At 62.1% G+C, this 15,105-nt stretch carries 14 protein-coding genes; 6 read left to right on the plus strand and 8 right to left on the minus strand.

Annotated features, from left to right (window positions below; all coding sequences use genetic code 11):
• Positions 1–36 precede the first annotated feature (36 nt).
• On the minus strand, positions 37–2,133 hold the full coding sequence (locus tag CSQ95_RS03075) for a bifunctional 2',3'-cyclic-nucleotide 2'-phosphodiesterase/3'-nucleotidase (protein ID WP_099408433.1): 2,097 nt from the start codon (positions 2,131–2,133) through the stop codon (positions 37–39).
• A gap of 114 nt (positions 2,134–2,247) precedes the next feature.
• On the minus strand, positions 2,248–3,294 hold the full coding sequence (locus CSQ95_RS03080; RefSeq protein ID WP_099408434.1) for a hypothetical protein: 1,047 nt from the start codon (positions 3,292–3,294) through the stop codon (positions 2,248–2,250).
• Positions 3,295–3,533: 239 nt separating this feature from the next.
• Between CSQ95_RS03080 and zigA the strand changes: the two genes are divergently transcribed.
• The 4 genes from zigA to CSQ95_RS03100 are packed head-to-tail and all read left to right on the plus strand — an operon-like array spanning position 3,534 to position 7,131.
• Positions 3,534–4,760 carry a zinc metallochaperone GTPase ZigA gene (gene zigA / locus CSQ95_RS03085; protein ID WP_099408435.1) on the plus strand — a complete coding sequence of 409 codons (1,227 nt, stop codon included), beginning with the start codon at positions 3,534–3,536 and terminating at the stop codon, positions 4,758–4,760.
• A gap of 18 nt (positions 4,761–4,778) precedes the next feature.
• Positions 4,779–5,783, plus strand: a complete 1,005-nt coding sequence (locus tag CSQ95_RS03090; protein WP_099408436.1) for a GTP-binding protein — start codon at positions 4,779–4,781, stop codon at positions 5,781–5,783.
• Entirely contained in the window at positions 5,780–6,568 is a 789-nt protein-coding gene (locus CSQ95_RS03095; protein ID WP_099408437.1) for a nickel permease, read from the plus strand. Before CSQ95_RS03090 ends, CSQ95_RS03095 begins: the two co-directional genes overlap by 4 nt.
• Before the next feature lie 44 nt (positions 6,569–6,612).
• Positions 6,613–7,131, plus strand: a complete 519-nt coding sequence (locus CSQ95_RS03100; protein ID WP_070218729.1) for a GNAT family N-acetyltransferase — start codon at positions 6,613–6,615, stop codon at positions 7,129–7,131.
• A gap of 13 nt (positions 7,132–7,144) precedes the next feature.
• Here CSQ95_RS03100 and CSQ95_RS03105 read toward each other — a convergent pair whose 3' ends face one another.
• Both CSQ95_RS03105 and CSQ95_RS03110 read right to left on the minus strand, forming a co-directional pair.
• Positions 7,145–7,570, minus strand: a complete 426-nt coding sequence (locus CSQ95_RS03105) for a Fur family transcriptional regulator (protein WP_070218730.1) — start codon at positions 7,568–7,570, stop codon at positions 7,145–7,147.
• Positions 7,571–7,673: 103 nt separating this feature from the next.
• Positions 7,674–9,023 (minus strand): alpha/beta hydrolase, encoded by a 1,350-nt coding sequence (locus CSQ95_RS03110; RefSeq protein ID WP_099408438.1) that lies wholly within the window; start codon positions 9,021–9,023, stop codon positions 7,674–7,676.
• A 227-nt stretch (positions 9,024–9,250) separates the two neighbouring features.
• Between CSQ95_RS03110 and CSQ95_RS28975 the strand changes: the two genes are divergently transcribed.
• Together CSQ95_RS28975 and CSQ95_RS03115 are read left to right on the plus strand one after the other, a co-directional pair.
• Complete coding sequence (locus tag CSQ95_RS28975; protein ID WP_143449886.1) at positions 9,251–9,508, plus strand: hypothetical protein; 258 nt, start codon at positions 9,251–9,253, stop codon at positions 9,506–9,508.
• A gap of 80 nt (positions 9,509–9,588) precedes the next feature.
• Entirely contained in the window at positions 9,589–10,890 is a 1,302-nt protein-coding gene (locus CSQ95_RS03115) for a hypothetical protein (protein WP_143449887.1), read from the plus strand.
• A 26-nt stretch (positions 10,891–10,916) separates the two neighbouring features.
• Here CSQ95_RS03115 and CSQ95_RS03120 read toward each other — a convergent pair whose 3' ends face one another.
• The 4 genes from CSQ95_RS03120 to CSQ95_RS03135 form a co-directional block, all read right to left on the minus strand.
• Complete coding sequence (locus tag CSQ95_RS03120) at positions 10,917–11,795, minus strand: peptidase (RefSeq protein ID WP_099408440.1); 879 nt, start codon at positions 11,793–11,795, stop codon at positions 10,917–10,919.
• 90 nt (positions 11,796–11,885) lie between these two features.
• On the minus strand, positions 11,886–12,695 hold the full coding sequence (locus CSQ95_RS03125; protein ID WP_099408441.1) for a transglutaminase family protein: 810 nt from the start codon (positions 12,693–12,695) through the stop codon (positions 11,886–11,888).
• Positions 12,695–13,639 (minus strand): alpha-E domain-containing protein, encoded by a 945-nt coding sequence (locus tag CSQ95_RS03130; RefSeq protein WP_099408442.1) that lies wholly within the window; start codon positions 13,637–13,639, stop codon positions 12,695–12,697. The genes CSQ95_RS03125 and CSQ95_RS03130 overlap by 1 nt, the downstream gene beginning before the upstream one ends.
• A complete protein-coding gene (locus tag CSQ95_RS03135; protein WP_099408443.1) occupies positions 13,633–15,102 on the minus strand; it encodes a circularly permuted type 2 ATP-grasp protein in 1,470 nt (489 codons plus the stop codon). Before CSQ95_RS03135 ends, CSQ95_RS03130 begins: the two co-directional genes overlap by 7 nt.
• Positions 15,103–15,105 lie beyond the last annotated feature (3 nt).

The raw sequence follows: 15,105 nt of genomic DNA on the forward strand, positions 1-15,105 counted from the left end.
ACAGGCCGGAACTGCCGCAGTCCCGGCCCATGGACCTTATTTGCTCAGGTCGATGCGGTACTTGGCGAAACCGCTGGCGTCGAGTCCGCCTTCGGCCGCCACGCTGGCGATGCCGCTGCCCTGCGCCAATGCCAGGTGGCCCGGCGCCGAGCGCAGGATGACGGGGCCGGCCGTGGCCGTCTTGACGAAGCTCCAGCTGCGCGCGCTGCCATTGGCCGCCAGGGTCACCTTGCCGCCCTTGGTGCTGAGCGACGCCAGGTAGTTGCTGACCACGGCCTGGTTCGCATCGGGCGACTTGATGATGGTCTTGCTGCCGTCAATGCCCGGCACGGCACCGCCGCCGCCGGCGCGGTAATCGTTGGTGGCGACGATGAAATCATCGCCATCGGCCACGGGCGCGCCCTTGTACGTGAGGTTGACGATGCGGCTGCCCGGTTTTTTCGTCACGTCGATCTGATACGTGAGGGCATTGTTTTCCGCGTAGAACACGTCATAGTTGTAGATCGTGCCATACGACGGCACCAGGTCCTGCTCCGCCGTGGCGCTCGGGTCGATCTGGGCGAATTGCCTGGCCGACGTTTCCAGCCAGGCCTTCAAGTCCGCGCCCTTGATCTTCACGGCTTGCAAGTTGTTATTGCTATATAAATACAGGTCGCCCGGATTGCGCACCTGCAAGCCAACCGGCGCGGCGGGCGTCGCGCCCGCGGCCACGTCCGTGAAGTCCGACGGCCCGTTGCGGCCCGCCTTGAATGGCGCGCTGCACGAGATGACGGGGATATTCTTGTAGCTGGACAAGGTCGCATCCGTGCTGGTGGCGATGAAGTTCTTCACGTAATCGAGCTGTGCCTGGTTGACCAGCTGGATGGCGCTGACGTCGCCCACCAGCGCGAAGTAGGCCGACATCTCGAAATCCGTGCTGATGCCCAGCGGCTGCTTGGCGTAGGCGATGGTGGCCGCATGCTCGGTGGCTACCAGCGGGGCGATGGCCGGGTCGGCTTTCACGAGGGTCGTGCCGTCCGTGTACTTGAAGCCGCGCGATTCCACCGTCGTCTTGGCCGGCTGCACCACCCACTTGCCGCCCTGATAGACCATCGTCAGCTTGATGATGCCCAGACGGCGGCCCCAGCTTTGCGCCATGACGGTGGGCACGCCGTTCACAAAGCCGTTGACGGCGTCGATCTTCGCGCTGGCGGGGAAGGCGGCAAACGAGGCGTCCAGCGCGGCCGCGCCCGACTCTTTGCCTTTCGGGAAGATCAAATGCGAGTGGCCGATCATCAGCGCGTCGATGCCCGTGCTGGTCAAGTGATAGCTGCCGTTTTCCATCTTCGGGCTGTAGGCGCTGGTGTCCAGGCCGCCATGGGACAGGGCCACGACGAGGTCGGCGCCCTTGTTGCGCAATTCCGGCACATACTGTTTCGCCGCTTCCTGCACGCCCGTCACGCTGACTTTGCCGGCGAGCACTTTCTGGTCCCATTCGAGGATTTGCGGCGGCACAAAGCTCAGCACGCCCACATTGATTTTCACGGTCAGCTTGCTGCCGTCGGGCGCCGTGGCGGCGAAATCGCGGCGCAGCAGGGCGTAGGGCTGGAAGATGGGCTTGCCGCTGCTCACGCCGACGACATTGCTCAGCACGGAAGGGAAGGCGGGCGCGCCGCAGGTGCCCGTGGGCTTGGCCACGCCCGGTATGCCGAAATCCGTGTTGGTGATCTGGCTCAGGTAGGGCAAGCCATAGTTGAATTCATGGTTGCCCATGCCGCCCGCATCGTATTTCAGCGCGTTCATGGCCTTGTGCACGGCTAGCGTGCTGCTGCAAGGAACGGGCGCGGCCACGGCCTGCAGGTCGGCCAGCAAGGTGCCCTGGATGACGTCGCCATCGTCGAGCAGCACATTGTTCGGATTTTCCGCGCGCGCCGCCTGGATCAGGGTCGACGTGCGCTCCAGGCCCAGGCTCGTGTCTTCGGCCAGCGCGTAATAGTTGTAGCTCAAGACGTTCGAGTGGATATCGGTCGTTTCCAGCAATGCCACGGTGACCGTCGTGCCCTCGGGAATGGCTGGCGCCGTATTCGAACTGCCGTTGCAACCGACGAGACCCGCACTTGCCAGCGCCGCCAGCATGACCCAATTTGTTTTCATTACCGCCCTCGGAAAGATTCAAAGGACGCGACTGTAACGCCGCCATATGACGCGGCGATGACAGTCGTGCAAGGCGCATGGAGACAGGGTCGCGCGCGATGGCGCGCCTGCCTGTCAATGTGCAGGCAGTTTTTTCAGCACTTCATTGCTGAAGTAAGGCTCGTCTTCCACCCAGAAAATATAGTCGAGGTCCAGGTAGTTGCGGGCAAAATCGAGCAAGTCTTCGACTGAATTCTTTTTCCCGGTACGGGGATTGATCTGGCGCAGGTTGCCGTCCTGTACGGCCATGCCCTTGACCAGGTTCGCCGGATAGTCCTTGATAAAACCGTAACTCTGGCCCATATGGCTTTTCCGATACGGCATCAGGTCAGGACCGCCGACGCCCATCCGCAGCGCTTGCGCTTGCGCAAACAGGCCGCGCATATAGCCCTTGTCGGTCCACGGCAGCCATTCACCGGGCAGGAAATTCAGATACACCATGGTGGTGGTGTGGGGAAAAGCCGCGGCCAGTACCTGCATGTTGTCCTTGATGGCATCGACATATTGTTGCGGCTTGAAATCATCGGGGAACGTCGTATTTCCCTTGCCGTCCTCCACGCCAATGTCGATCGAGCTTTCGCTGAAATTGATGCCTTCGATTTTCCCGTCAAATTCCTTGCCCAACGCCTGGATCAAGCGTTGATAACGCTCGCGTACCGGCGCTTCCCACATTTTTGGCGACCAGCCATATTCATCATCGGTGGCCGCTTTATGCGGGTCGCGTTCCGGTGCGGAAAGCATGCTCTGCTTGATGATGCCGCCCCGGTAGCGAGGATCGCTGAGCAAATACGCCGGCACATTGTGGCGCGGCGTGAATGATTTTTCCTGCAATTGTATCCACAGCTTTTTTCCGATTGAGTCGAGATAGGCGATGTCGTGGCGGATCGGCGCAAAATCGTAACGGTCCTGTTCCGGTTCCAGGCTGCGCCAGGTGTACACGATTTGAGCACCGCTGAAGCGCGGATCGCTTAATGCCTTATCCGCGCGGATGTTTTCCCCATGCGGTTCACGGTGATTTAAGTAAATATAGTGCTTGATCGGGTGCTTTATTTCCGCGGCAATCGCACTGCCCATCATCAAAATAACTAATGCAAAAAACGTTGTATGGCTGCGTAAGATCATCGATTCCTTGGGCACTGTGAGAATTTAGCCGTTCAGTCGCCAGGCGCTTGCTTCGATAGCAGAGCCGGTGCGATTCCACTATAGCACCTTGAGGAGCGTGGCCTGGACTGCGCGGCGTGTTCAGGATGGCAGGTGACGATTAGCATGCTCAATGCAAGTAAGTTGCATTATAATTCGCAAATGCAATTGAACTGCATTTGCTTCCACCATCACGCACCCACCAATTCGAAGGATTCCCCATGCCCCAGCGCAAACTCCCCGTCACCGTCCTGTCCGGCTTTCTCGGCGCCGGCAAGACCACCTTGCTCAACCACATACTGCGCAACCGCGAAGGCAAGCGCGTGGCCGTCATCGTCAACGACATGAGCGAAGTCAATATCGACGCTTCGCTGGTGAAAGACAGCGCCGAGGCCGCCGGCGCGGCACTGTCGCGCACGGAAGAAAAACTCGTGGAAATGTCGAACGGCTGCATCTGCTGCACCCTACGCGACGATTTGCTGCTGGAAGTGCGGCGCCTGGCGGCCGAAGACCGCTTCGATTACTTATTGATCGAATCGACGGGCGTGGGCGAACCGATGCCCGTGGCCGCCACTTTCGACTTCGAGGACGAGCACGGCGACAGCCTGAATGACGTGGCGCGCATCGACTGCATGGTCACCGTCGTCGACTGCGCCAACCTGCTGGCGGATTTTCATAGCGAAGACAGCCTGGAGCAGCGCGGCGAGATCGCGGGCGAGGGCGACGACCGCCAGCTGGCCAACCTGCTCACGGAACAGATCGAGTTTGCCAACGTCATCGTCCTCAACAAGGTCGACATGGTGGCGGCGGAAGAGCGCCTGCGCGTGCTGGCTATTTTAAAAGCGCTCAATCCCGGCGCGCGCATCATCGAAACCAACCAGTCCATCGTGCCGCTCGACGCCATCCTGGGCACGCACTTGTTCGACCTGGAGCAGGCAGCCGCCATGCCGGGCTGGGCGCAGGAGTTGGCGGGCAGCCACACGCCGGAGACGGAAACCTACGGCATCGGCAGCTTCGTCTACCGGGCGAAGGAACCGTTCCACGCGCAGCGCTTGCACGATTTCATCTCGCAGCCGATACCGGGCGTGGTGCGCAGCAAGGGATATTTCTGGCTGGCCAGCCGCCCCGAGTGGGTGGCCAGCCTGTCCGGCGCGGGCAAGCTGATGAATATCGAGCCCGTGGGCCTGTGGTGGGCGTCTGTGCCGAAGGAGCGCTGGCCCACGGACGCCGCCTCGCTGGCGGAAGTCAAGGCGGGCTGGAGCGAAACGTACGGCGACCGCTACCAGGAGCTCGTCTTCATCGGCCAGGACATGGACCAGGCGGCCATCGAGGCGGACTTAAGGAAATGTCAACTCAACACCACGGAAACGCGCCAGGGCATGGCCGCCTGGCGCAAGCTGCCCGACCCGTTTCCCCAATGGCAACGAATGGAAGAACTTGAAGACTAACTTGAACAGGAACACACTATGACAGAACTGATCCCCGTCACCATCATCACGGGCTTTCTCGGCAGCGGGAAAACCACCTTGCTCAAGCGCATATTGCAGGGCGATCACGGCGTGCGCATCGCCGTGATCGAAAATGAATTCGCCGCCGAAAGCATCGACCATGGCTTGCTGGTGCAGGACAGCGACGAGCAGATCGTGGAAATGAACAATGGCTGCATCTGCTGCAGCGTGCGGGGCGACCTGATCCGCATCCTGGGAGAATTGCACGCCAGGCGCGTGGCCGGGACGATCGATTTCGACCACGTCATCATCGAAACGACGGGCCTGGCCGCGCCGGGTCCCGTGGCGCAAACCTTTTTTGCGGAACCCTCCGTCAGCGAGTGCTATATGCTGGACGCCATTTTGACGGTGGTCGATGCGCGCCATGCGCAGCAGCAATTGACGGCGCACAAGGAAGCACAGGAACAGGTGGGCTTTGCCGACCGCATCCTGCTGTCGAAGACGGACCTGGTCGGCAAGGATGAACTGGCCGCGCTGCGCCAGCGGCTGGCCGCCATCAATGGCCGCGCCAGCATACAGAAAGTGCGCTTCGGCAATGTGCCCTTGCGCGACATCCTGAACATCCGCGGTTTCAATCTGAACGCCATCGTCGAACTGGAGCCGGATTTCCTCGGAGAACTGGGCCACCGCCATGGGGACGGCGTGCAATCGTTCGTCTACCACCAGGCCCAGCCCCTCGATCTGCTCCAGGTGGAAAACTTTCTCGATGCCGTGGTGCAGCTGTTCGGCGCACAGCTGATGCGCTACAAGGGCATTTTGTATGTTGCCGACTTGCCATGCCGCGCCGTGTTCCAGGGCGTGCACATGCTGATGGGCTCGGAATTGGGCGCACCGTGGCGCGACGATGAGCCGCGCGCCAGCAAGATCATTTTTATCGGCCGCGACTTGCCGCAGGAGATGCTGATCCGGGGCCTGGACCGCTGCGTGGTCAAGGCGGATAGTCCTGTCGGGGTGGCCGCATGAGCGTGGAAGCGGGCTTGCCCGCCCTGGCGCTGATCTTTCTGCTTGGCATGCGGCATGGCCTGGAACCGGACCACCTGGCCGCCGTCGATGGCCTCACCTTGCGCAGCCAGGCGGCCCACCCGCGCTGGACGCCGTGGATGGGGGCGCTGTTTGCCCTCGGCCATGGCGTCTGCGTGCTGGCCATCGTGGCCGCTACCGCCCTGGCATCCAGGCAATTCGCTCCTTCGGAAAGCGTGTTCGGCTGGCTGGAATGGCTGCCCATCGTCTTGCTGCTGGTGATAGCCGCCCTGAATACGCGCAGCCTGCTGGCCGGCGCGCAACTGGCCGAGGTGCGCGGCCGGCTGCTGCCAGGCTGGCTGCGGGGCGCGTCCGGGCCGCTGGGCGCCATCCTCGTCGGCATGCTGTTCGCGCTCGTGTTCGATACGGCCCTGCAGGCGGCAGCCTGGGGCTATGCGGCCGTGGCGCTGGGCGGCATGGGGCCGGCCTTGCTGACGGGGACGGTGTTTGCCGTCGGCATGGGCGTGACGGATACCTTCGATGGCTGGGTTACGGCAAAGGTCATGCGCACCGGCAAGCTTGATGTCGTGCGGGCGTTCCGGCGCCGCCTGGGCTGGCCCATCGTCGCCATCTGCGTGGCGATGGCCGCTTACATGGCCGCCGGCAAGCTCGATCCTGCCTGGTCGCTGCCGGAAAGCTGGACGGCGGCGCTGGGCGCGGCCATGCTGCTGCTGATGGCGGCCCTGTACGGCTGGACCTTGCTGGGCTTGCGCCGCGTGCGTGCGTAAGGGAAGGGCGTGGGTATAATGGGAAAAAACTGCCGAGTCCTCCCATGCCCGCACCCGATATCGTTATCCGCCTGCTGACGCCAGCCGACACCACCGCCTTTTGCGCGCTGCGCCTGCGCGCCATCCTCGATTCGCCCAGCTCGTTTTCGGCGTCGCGCGAGGATGAACTGGCGCGCACGCCGGAGGAACACGTGCAGCGCATCGCCGGCGGCACCCTGCAGCGCGGCTTTGGCGCCTTCGATGGCGATCGTCTCGTGGGTTTTGCCGGCTTGCGGCGCGAATCGCTGCGCCAGTTGTCGCACAAGGCCGTGCTATGGGGCGTGTTTGTCGATGTGACGCAGCGGGGCCATGGCGTGGCGCGGCGTCTGGTGAACGCCTGCATCGAACTGGCCGAGACGGACCCTGCCATCATGCAAGTGCACTTGAGCGTGAATGCGGAAAACAATGCCGCCCTGCGGCTGTATGAGTCCTTGGGATTTATCGCGTATGGCACGGAGCCGCGCTCGATGCGTGTGGGCGACCTGTTTTATGACGAGCATCACCTGGCCTTGCTGCTCAAGTGATGTCAGAAGAGTCTTACTTGCAGCGCGGGCACAGGCCCTTGATCAGGTAATCGACTTCGCCGCCGCTGAAACCTTCAGGCAAGAGCACGGGCGGCGGCAGCTTGACTTCGTTGAAGCAGGTGACGTTCGCGCATTTGGTGCACTGAAAGTGCGCGTGTTCGTGCGCCTGGTGGCCGGCACCGGCGCTGAAGCGCCACACCTGGTCGGCGCCCGCGATGCGGTGCACCAGTTCATTTTCCGTCAGCCATTCCAGCACCCGGTACAGGGTGACGGAATCGATATCGCTGTCCTGCGACAGCGCTTGCTGGATTTCATGGTGGGTCAGCGAACGGCTTTGCGCCATTAAAAAGTCGAGCACCTTCACGCGCGTCTTGGTGACGCGGGCGTTGGTGTTGCGGATCAGCGATTCGGCGTGCGGTGTAGAAGATGATGTCAACATGATAAGCCTGCTTGCGGGGGATCGGCTGGCGGCGTCATCGCCGTGCCCGTTGCCACCCTATGGGCCGTATCTTAGCATGCGTGCCGCACCGGATGGAACGGCGTCATGGTTTGAACGTCCAATAGCGGCCGGCGGCCGTATCGACGGGCTCGAGAAAGCGCTGGTCGGCGCGCGCATGGTTGCGTATCAGATAAAACATGTCGGACAGGGCCGAGCGTTTTTCCGCAAAGTAGGAGTGCTTCATGAAGCTCGTGTCGACCCCGGTGGCGTCGATGGTTTCCACGCCCGCGACGATCAGCATGCCGGTGCCGCTGTCGCCCGCGCGCGCGTAGCCGTGCACGGCTTTCGAGGCGGCCAGCGCCAGGTCTTGCGAAGAGGCATATAAAGTGACGGGGTTGCGCGCGCCGGCCAGTTTGGGCGCGATATCCTGTTTGAAGATGGCGGCGTCGATGTCGGGCGCGGACAGGATGATTTCCGTGATCTTTTGCGCCAGCTGCGGTTGCGCGGCCAGCAAGTCGGCCACGGCGCGCGCCAGGCCCCGGCTGCCCATGCTGTGGCCCACCAGATAGACTTGCGCCGCCTCCGTGCTGGCGAGAAAGTCGGCCAGGAAGGCCGTGATGTGGGACGTGCTCCATTCGATATTGTTTTCATCGATGGTGTAGCTGGCCACTTCACCGCGCGACGGCCAGCTGTAGAACACGGGCGCGCCGTCGAAACCGAGGTCGTAGGCCATTTGTCCCGTGCGCCGCGCCGCATCCTCGAAACTCACGTTGTACCCGTGCACGAAGATAAAGGCGCTCTTGCCGGCCGACGCGCGGATCTGGGTTTTCAGTGCGGCAAAGAAGTTGTCGCGGTCCTGCACGTCGGCCGACAGCACCACCACATGCTTGGCCGGGTCGTCGCGAAATTCCAGGCGCCACAGCGACGGCGATTCCAGCTGGCCCATGCGGTGATCGCGCGGGATGCTGATGTCGCAGCTGCCATAGCTGAGCGGGCCATTGCCTCCCATGACATTGCGTTCGCCGCTGAAACGCTGGGCCGGCGGCTTGCCCACGTCGCGCTGGCGGTCCGTGGCGAAATACACTTTGACCACCGCGTAGTTCGACACGACGGCGCTTTTGTCGGCGGGGGCGGGCGCCGTTTGCGTCGCAGGCGCTGCCGGCGGCAGGGCTACGGGCGGACGCAGCGCATCGAGCAAGCCTTGCGCGGCGAACAGGGTTTCCATGTCATCGGGTACTTTCGCCGCGGAGAGGGCGGCCGACAGGGCCAGTTGCAGCTGGGTATTGGCGGGTTCGGCCTCCAGCGCGGCGATGGCGGCCAGGATGGCGGCGGCGCCGTCGAACTTGGCGACGGCCAGCTTCAGGCGCTGATAGTGGCTGGCGACGGCTTCCGGCGCGTGGCCGGGCGCGCCATGTTCGATGGCCGCCACGACGGCGGAAGTAATCAACTCCATGCGCTACCTGCCTCTCTGATCAATATGAATTAAATATCAACTCATATTGCCATAAAAGCACGCGGAAAGCGACTTGTCCAGCACCGCGCATACGTGGCACGAGGCGGATCAACTACGCCGCCGGGAATAGGCATTGCTATTTCCCCGCAGGGCTGATAGCCTCATATTGGTATCAAAAAAACAAATAATCGTTTTGCAATCAAACTGGTTTGCGAAAGGTGCTCATTATGTCTTTTTCGTGGAATGGACGCTGCATACTGCGGCGTATCGACGAGAATGATCCAGACTTCCACCGCATCCATAAACACAGTGCGGACCCTGCATCCATCACCACGGCGGACAATGTGTTTACCAGCGCACCCGTCTTGGCAGCCAAAAGCCGCTACGACGCCGAACGGGTAGAGGGGCGCGAAGCGTGGGAAGTCGCGCTGGCGGGCAGTCCAAATGTGCTTATGGGAGTATTTGTGCTGCGGAGCCGGCCATGAGGCGGCCTTGTGTAGTCGCTTGCGCCGCGATGCTGCTGGCAGGGTGTGTGTCCCCCAAATTAACCCGGCATTACGGGAGCATGGAAAAGCTTGCGTCAACGGGGGATCCGGCATCGAAGGAGCCGAACCTGACGCTTTCCATGTTTCTGGCGCAACCTAAAAAAGCGGAACAGGAGCCGCTGATTACCCGCCTGTCGGAGCGTGCCCAGGCTGAGCTCATCCGCACTGTTGCCGCAACCCTGCCTGCCGGCAGCAAGAGCGATGCCTTGCTGTCCGCCCTGGAATCCCCTGCGGCGCCAGCCCCAGCCGCTTGTGGCTGGGCTGACGCCACGTCGCTCAGCCGACGTGTAACTATCACGGTGCTCGGCGATCTTTTCCACCCGGCGGACAGGATCGACAAGCTGCAGTTTGACCTGGTACTGGGCAATGCTTCTGATCCGGCAGGGCAACGCGCCACCTTCGTTTCGTGGGACCGGTTTGATTCAGTGTACGGCTCGTATGACTTGGGCTCTGCCAAATACACCCAGTCCAGAAAACTGGACCTGGGCAGGACTGGCACCGATACCGCCAAATTGGCAGCGGATGCGGGCAGCGCGGTCAAGGTGCTCGATGTAGGCTACGAGGCAAGCAACTCGCTTGAGGAAAACATGAAGTATTCCATGCGCCGCCTGAGCGTTGGAGGGGCGCTCAACGACAATAAGGCAACGCTAGTCCAAGAAGGCGGGCCGTATATCAATTTGCTGGGCAGCTCGTCAGCCACTTTCTCCATCAAACTTACCAAGAATGAAGGGCCACTGCCGGTACAATCGTTCAGCATGAAAGATGGTAACAAGACCGCGCCAGATGGCGTGGTGGTGGTGAGCTGCAATGCCAGTTTCCCAGCATCGAAGTCGAAGCTGGTTGCCAATATCAGTGGCAAGGCGGTGCTGAGAACCGTTAGCGAGAATCATGCCACGTTGAGCGAAGGCGACGACGCAGTTGTCGTCAAGATACATGATTTCGATGGCCCGCCACTGACACTAGCGGACACACCCGAACTGGAAGTCAATTATTACGGCTTGGCTTCGTGCCAGCCGCGCGCTGGAAAGGAAGAGTGTCAACGCCTGTTTATCGAAAATGTGACCGAGGGCAAGGTAACGGACGAGGTGCTGGTGGCATCCGTGGAGGCGGCAACAACATTGCGTGCCTGGCTCCTTGCCAACGTCAAGCCGGGTAAGCCACTGCACGCCATCGGCGGCCAGCGCGTCGGCATGTCTCTGTCAAGAAATTATGGGGGCGAGGAGGACGGCTTCAGCTTGCTCACTGCCGAGACCGTAAAGTCCTTGCGCGTCATGCTATCGGGCGGAAATCTGCTGTCCCAGCCGCCCAAGCAGGCACACTAAGCGCCGCAGCGCTTGGCCGCGACAGGTCAATGCTGCTTGTCGTCGCTGAACTGCTGCGCCAAGGATTGCAGAGGGGCCACCGTCAGGCCGCCGCGGCTCACGTGTTCGGGGATGGCCACGCGCACGGGCTTGCTATTCATGTTGCTTGACGACAGCACGTTCGTGGTGGTCTCGGGCGCCGCATTCCACACGGGATCGACGATGCCTTCGAACACATGTTTCAATTGCTCGCCCCAGGTGTCGCGGATCATGCGGAAATACTGGTTCTTTTCATCGATGGTGACGAAGCGCGTGACGGCCAGGCTGCCCGTCTCGTAGACGAGCAGATCGAGCGGCAAGCCGACGGAAATGTTCGAGCGCAGGGTGGAATCCATGGAGATCAGCGCACACTTGGCCGCTTCGTCCAGGCGCGTATGCGGGTTGATGACCCGGTCGATGATGGGCTTGCCGTATTTGGCTTCGCCGATCTGGAAATACGTGTTTTCATCGTGCGATTCGATGAAATTGCCGGCCGAATACACCTGGAACAGCCGGCAGCGCTCGGCGCCTATCTGGCCGCCCACAATGATGCTGACGTTGAAATCGATGCCGCAGTCGGCCAGGGCCTTCGCTTCGCGCAGGTGCACGGTGCGCACGGCTTCGCCCACGATGCGCGCCGCGTCGTACATGCTGGCCACGTTCCAGATGCTGCGTCCGTCCGCATCCACGTGTTCGGAGACGATCTGGCGGATCGCCTGCGAGATCGACAAATTACCCGCCGTCATCAGGACCAGCATGCGGTCGCCCGGGTTCTCGAACACGCTCATCTTGCGGAAGGTGCCCACCTGGTCCACGCCGGCGTTGGTGCGGGAGTCGGACAGGAAGACCAGGCCTTCGTTCAGGCGCATGCCTATGCAATAAGTCATCGTCGTAAATCAAATCCAAAGGGGAGCATTCTACACCAGCCGGGGCTTGAGTATCGGCCGCAAGCCCCGGCCAGCCTCATTCCTGCACGTTTATACGGGCACGATCTGCACATCCACGTGCAGCGTTTCCGTGCCGCCGCCCTGGCGCACGCCGCGCACGGGCGCCGCCGAATCGTAGTCGCGCCCGATGGCCAGGCGGCAATACGCATCCGTCATCAGCCGCGCGTGGGTCACGTCGATGCTGACCCAGCCTGCGAAATCCGTGTCTTCCGTCCAGGCGTCGACCCAGGCGTGGCTGGCCGCGTGGCCCGTCGTGCCCGGGTCGATGTAGCCGGACACATAGCGGGCCGGGATGCCCCAGGCGTGGCAACAGGCGAGGAACAGATGGGCGTGGTCCTGGCACACGCCGCGCCCCAGGGCCAGGGCGTCGCCGGCCGTGGTGGTGACCATGGTGGCGCCGCTTTCATAGGCCACCTTGCCGACGATGTGCTCGGCCAGGCGCAGCAAATGGCCCGTGCCGGCCGTCACGCGGCGGTCCGGCAGGCTGGCGGCCGCCAGCGCCACAATGGCGGGGTTGGCCTGCGTCAGCGGCGTCGGCATGGTAAACAACAGCGGCGACAAGGTGTCGACCAGGTTCAGCCGTCCCTTGTGCGGGTAGATGGTTTCCACCACGCCCTGGGCGACCAGGCTCAGCGACTGATGGCTGCCGTTAATGGTCAGCATGTGCGACAGGTTGCCGTAGGCATCCGTATAGGCGTGGCACTGGCCCGGCGTGCTGATTTGCCAGGACAGGGCGCGCTGCTGCGGTTCGATACGCGGCGTCAGGTGCAGCTGCTGGATGGTGTAGGCCAGCGGCGCACTGTAGGCGTAGTGGGTAGCGTGGCGGATGGTGAGCTGCATCAGGCCGCCAAGGGAACGAGGAAGTCGCGGCTGACCCGGTTGCCCAGCTCATAGATGTTTTCCAGAAACTCCGTCAAGGTATGGTGCAATCCCGCCTTCATGATGTCGTCGATATGGCCGAATTTCAGCTCCGCATGCAATTTGCCGGCAAAACGCTCCGTATCGGCCGACACGTCGTTGCGGATATGTTTCAGATTTTCCACCACGTCATCCATGCAGGCAAGCAGGGAACGCGGCATGTCGCCGCGCAGCATCAGCAATTCCGCCACGCGCGCCGGCGTGATGACGTCGCGGTAGACCTTGCGGTAGATTTCGAAGCCGGAAACGGAGCGCAGCAGGGCCGCCCAGTAGTAAAAGTCGCGCTGGTTGACGTCTTTCGAGGTGTCGCGCGCGCCGTGGAACTTCACGTCGAGGATGCGCGCCGTGTTGTCGGCCCGCTCCAGGAAAGTGCCGAGGCGAATGAAGTAGATGGCTTCGTCCTTGAGCATGGTGCCCAGGGTTACGCCGCGCGACAGGTGCGAGCGGTACTTGACCCATTCGAAGAAGGCGCTGGGGTCCGTTTCCAGCAGATTGCTTTTCAGGCGCTTCTGCATGTCGAGCCAGGTGGCGTTCTGGATTTCCCACACTTCCGTCGTCAACGTCCCCCGCACGGCGCGGGCGTTTTCGCGCGCGCCCGTCAGGCAGGCCAGGATGGACGAGGGGTTGTTCGGGTCGCGCACCATGAAGTCGAGCACGTCGCGCGTGTGGAAGCGGCCATATTTGTGGTCGTACGCGCTTTGCAGCTCGGAAATGCCCAGGGTGGCGCGCCAGCCTTGCTCCGCGTCCTGCTCGGACTGGGGCAGCATGGACGTCTGCATGTTGACGTCGAGCATGCGCGCCGTGTTTTCCGCCCGCTCCGTGTAGCGGGCCATCCAGAACAAATGATCGGCGGTGCGGCTCAGCATGTTTTCTCTCCTGCAAAAGCTGCTTTTTCTTCTGATAATGTGGCTTCCAGTACCCAGGTATCCTTGGTGCCGCCCCCCTGCGATGAATTGACCACCAGCGAGCCTTCGCCCAGCGCCACGCGGGTCAGGCCGCCCGGCACCATGGAAATGGTCTTGCCCGACAGCACGAACGGGCGCAGATCGATGTGGCGCGGCGCGATGCCGGCCTCGACATACGTGGGGCAGGCGGACAGGGCCAAGGTCGGCTGGGCGATGTAGCCGTCCGGATTGGCCAGCAGGCGCTGGCGGAAATCCTCGATCTGCGCCAGACTCGACGCCGGCCCCACCAGCATGCCGTAGCCGCCCGCGCCATGCACTTCCTTGACCACCAGTTTCGGCAAATTCGCCAGCACGTAGGACAGGTCGGCCGCCTTGCGGCACTGGTAGGTCGGTACGTTGTTGAGGATCGGTTCCTGCGACAGGTAAAACTTGATCATGTCGGGCACGAAAGGGTAGATCGACTTGTCGTCAGCCACGCCCGTGCCGATGGCGTTGGCCAGGGTGACTCTTCCCGCGCGGTAGACGGACAGCAGGCCCGGCACGCCCAGCGACGAATCGGAGCGGAAGGCCAGCGGGTCGAGGAAATCGTCGTCGACGCGGCGATAAATGACGTCGACGCGCTTGGGCCCGCGCGTGGTGCGCATGTAGACGGAATTGTCGTTGACAAACAAATCCTTGCCCTCGACCAGTTCCACGCCCATCTGCTGGGCCAGGAACGCATGCTCGAAGTAGGCGGAGTTGTACATGCCCGGCGTCATGACGACGACCGTCGGGTCATCGACGCCCATCGGCGCGACGGAACGCAAGTTGTCGAGCAACATGTCCGGGTAGTGGTCGACGGGGGCGATGCGGTTGCGGGCGAACAGTTCCGGGAACAGCCGCATCATCATCTTGCGGTCTTCCAGCATGTAGGACACGCCGGACGGCACGCGCAGATTGTCTTCCAGTACATAGAATTCGCCCTGGCCCGCGCGCACGATGTCGACGCCGGCGATGTGCGCATAGATGTCGGAAGCGACGGCAATGCCCTGCATTTCCGGGCGGTATTGGGCATTCTTGTAGATTTGCTCGGCGGGAATAATGCCCGCCTTGATGATGTTTTGCTCATGATAAATATCATGGATAAACATGTTCAATGCTTGCACGCGCTGGACCAGGCCCGTCTGCATCTGCGCCCATTCGGCGGCGGGGATGATGCGGGGGATGGTGTCGAACGGAATCAGACGTTCCGTGCCGGCATCGTCGCCATAGACGGCGAACGTGATGCCGACGCGGCGGAACGTCAGGTCGGCTTCGGCCCGCTTGCGGGCGATGGTCTCGGGCGATTGCTGTGCCAGCCAGTTGCTGAATTCACGATAGTGTTCACGTACCTTGCTGTCCGTACCCACGTCATTTGCAGTCATTTCATTGAAAAAATTTGCCATGTT

Origin of the sequence: Janthinobacterium sp. BJB304, from assembly GCF_002735765.1 — a bacterium.
In the GTDB taxonomy this organism is placed as follows: Bacteria; Pseudomonadota; Gammaproteobacteria; order Burkholderiales; family Burkholderiaceae_D; genus Janthinobacterium.

What these genes read in the sequence shown, in the direction of transcription:
- CSQ95_RS03110 (WP_099408438.1), bottom strand. Translation starts at nt 9,023, where the DNA reads ATGGAGTTGATTACTTCCGCCGTCGTGGCGGCCATCGAACATGGCGCG.
- CSQ95_RS03080 (WP_099408434.1), bottom strand. Translation starts at nt 3,294, where the DNA reads ATGATCTTACGCAGCCATACAACGTTTTTTGCATTAGTTATTTTGATG.
- CSQ95_RS03135 (WP_099408443.1), bottom strand. Translation starts at nt 15,102, where the DNA reads ATGGCAAATTTTTTCAATGAAATGACTGCAAATGACGTGGGTACGGAC.
- CSQ95_RS03125 (WP_099408441.1), bottom strand. Translation starts at nt 12,695, where the DNA reads ATGCAGCTCACCATCCGCCACGCTACCCACTACGCCTACAGTGCGCCG.
- CSQ95_RS03130 (WP_099408442.1), bottom strand. Translation starts at nt 13,639, where the DNA reads ATGCTGAGCCGCACCGCCGATCATTTGTTCTGGATGGCCCGCTACACG.
- CSQ95_RS03100 (WP_070218729.1), top strand. Translation starts at nt 6,613, where the DNA reads ATGCCCGCACCCGATATCGTTATCCGCCTGCTGACGCCAGCCGACACC.
- CSQ95_RS03095 (WP_099408437.1), top strand. Translation starts at nt 5,780, where the DNA reads ATGAGCGTGGAAGCGGGCTTGCCCGCCCTGGCGCTGATCTTTCTGCTT.
- zigA (WP_099408435.1), top strand. Translation starts at nt 3,534, where the DNA reads ATGCCCCAGCGCAAACTCCCCGTCACCGTCCTGTCCGGCTTTCTCGGC.
- CSQ95_RS03075 (WP_099408433.1), bottom strand. Translation starts at nt 2,133, where the DNA reads ATGAAAACAAATTGGGTCATGCTGGCGGCGCTGGCAAGTGCGGGTCTC.
- CSQ95_RS03090 (WP_099408436.1), top strand. Translation starts at nt 4,779, where the DNA reads ATGACAGAACTGATCCCCGTCACCATCATCACGGGCTTTCTCGGCAGC.
- CSQ95_RS03120 (WP_099408440.1), bottom strand. Translation starts at nt 11,795, where the DNA reads ATGACTTATTGCATAGGCATGCGCCTGAACGAAGGCCTGGTCTTCCTG.
- CSQ95_RS03115 (WP_143449887.1), top strand. Translation starts at nt 9,589, where the DNA reads ATGGAAAAGCTTGCGTCAACGGGGGATCCGGCATCGAAGGAGCCGAAC.
- CSQ95_RS28975 (WP_143449886.1), top strand. Translation starts at nt 9,251, where the DNA reads ATGTCTTTTTCGTGGAATGGACGCTGCATACTGCGGCGTATCGACGAG.
- CSQ95_RS03105 (WP_070218730.1), bottom strand. Translation starts at nt 7,570, where the DNA reads ATGTTGACATCATCTTCTACACCGCACGCCGAATCGCTGATCCGCAAC.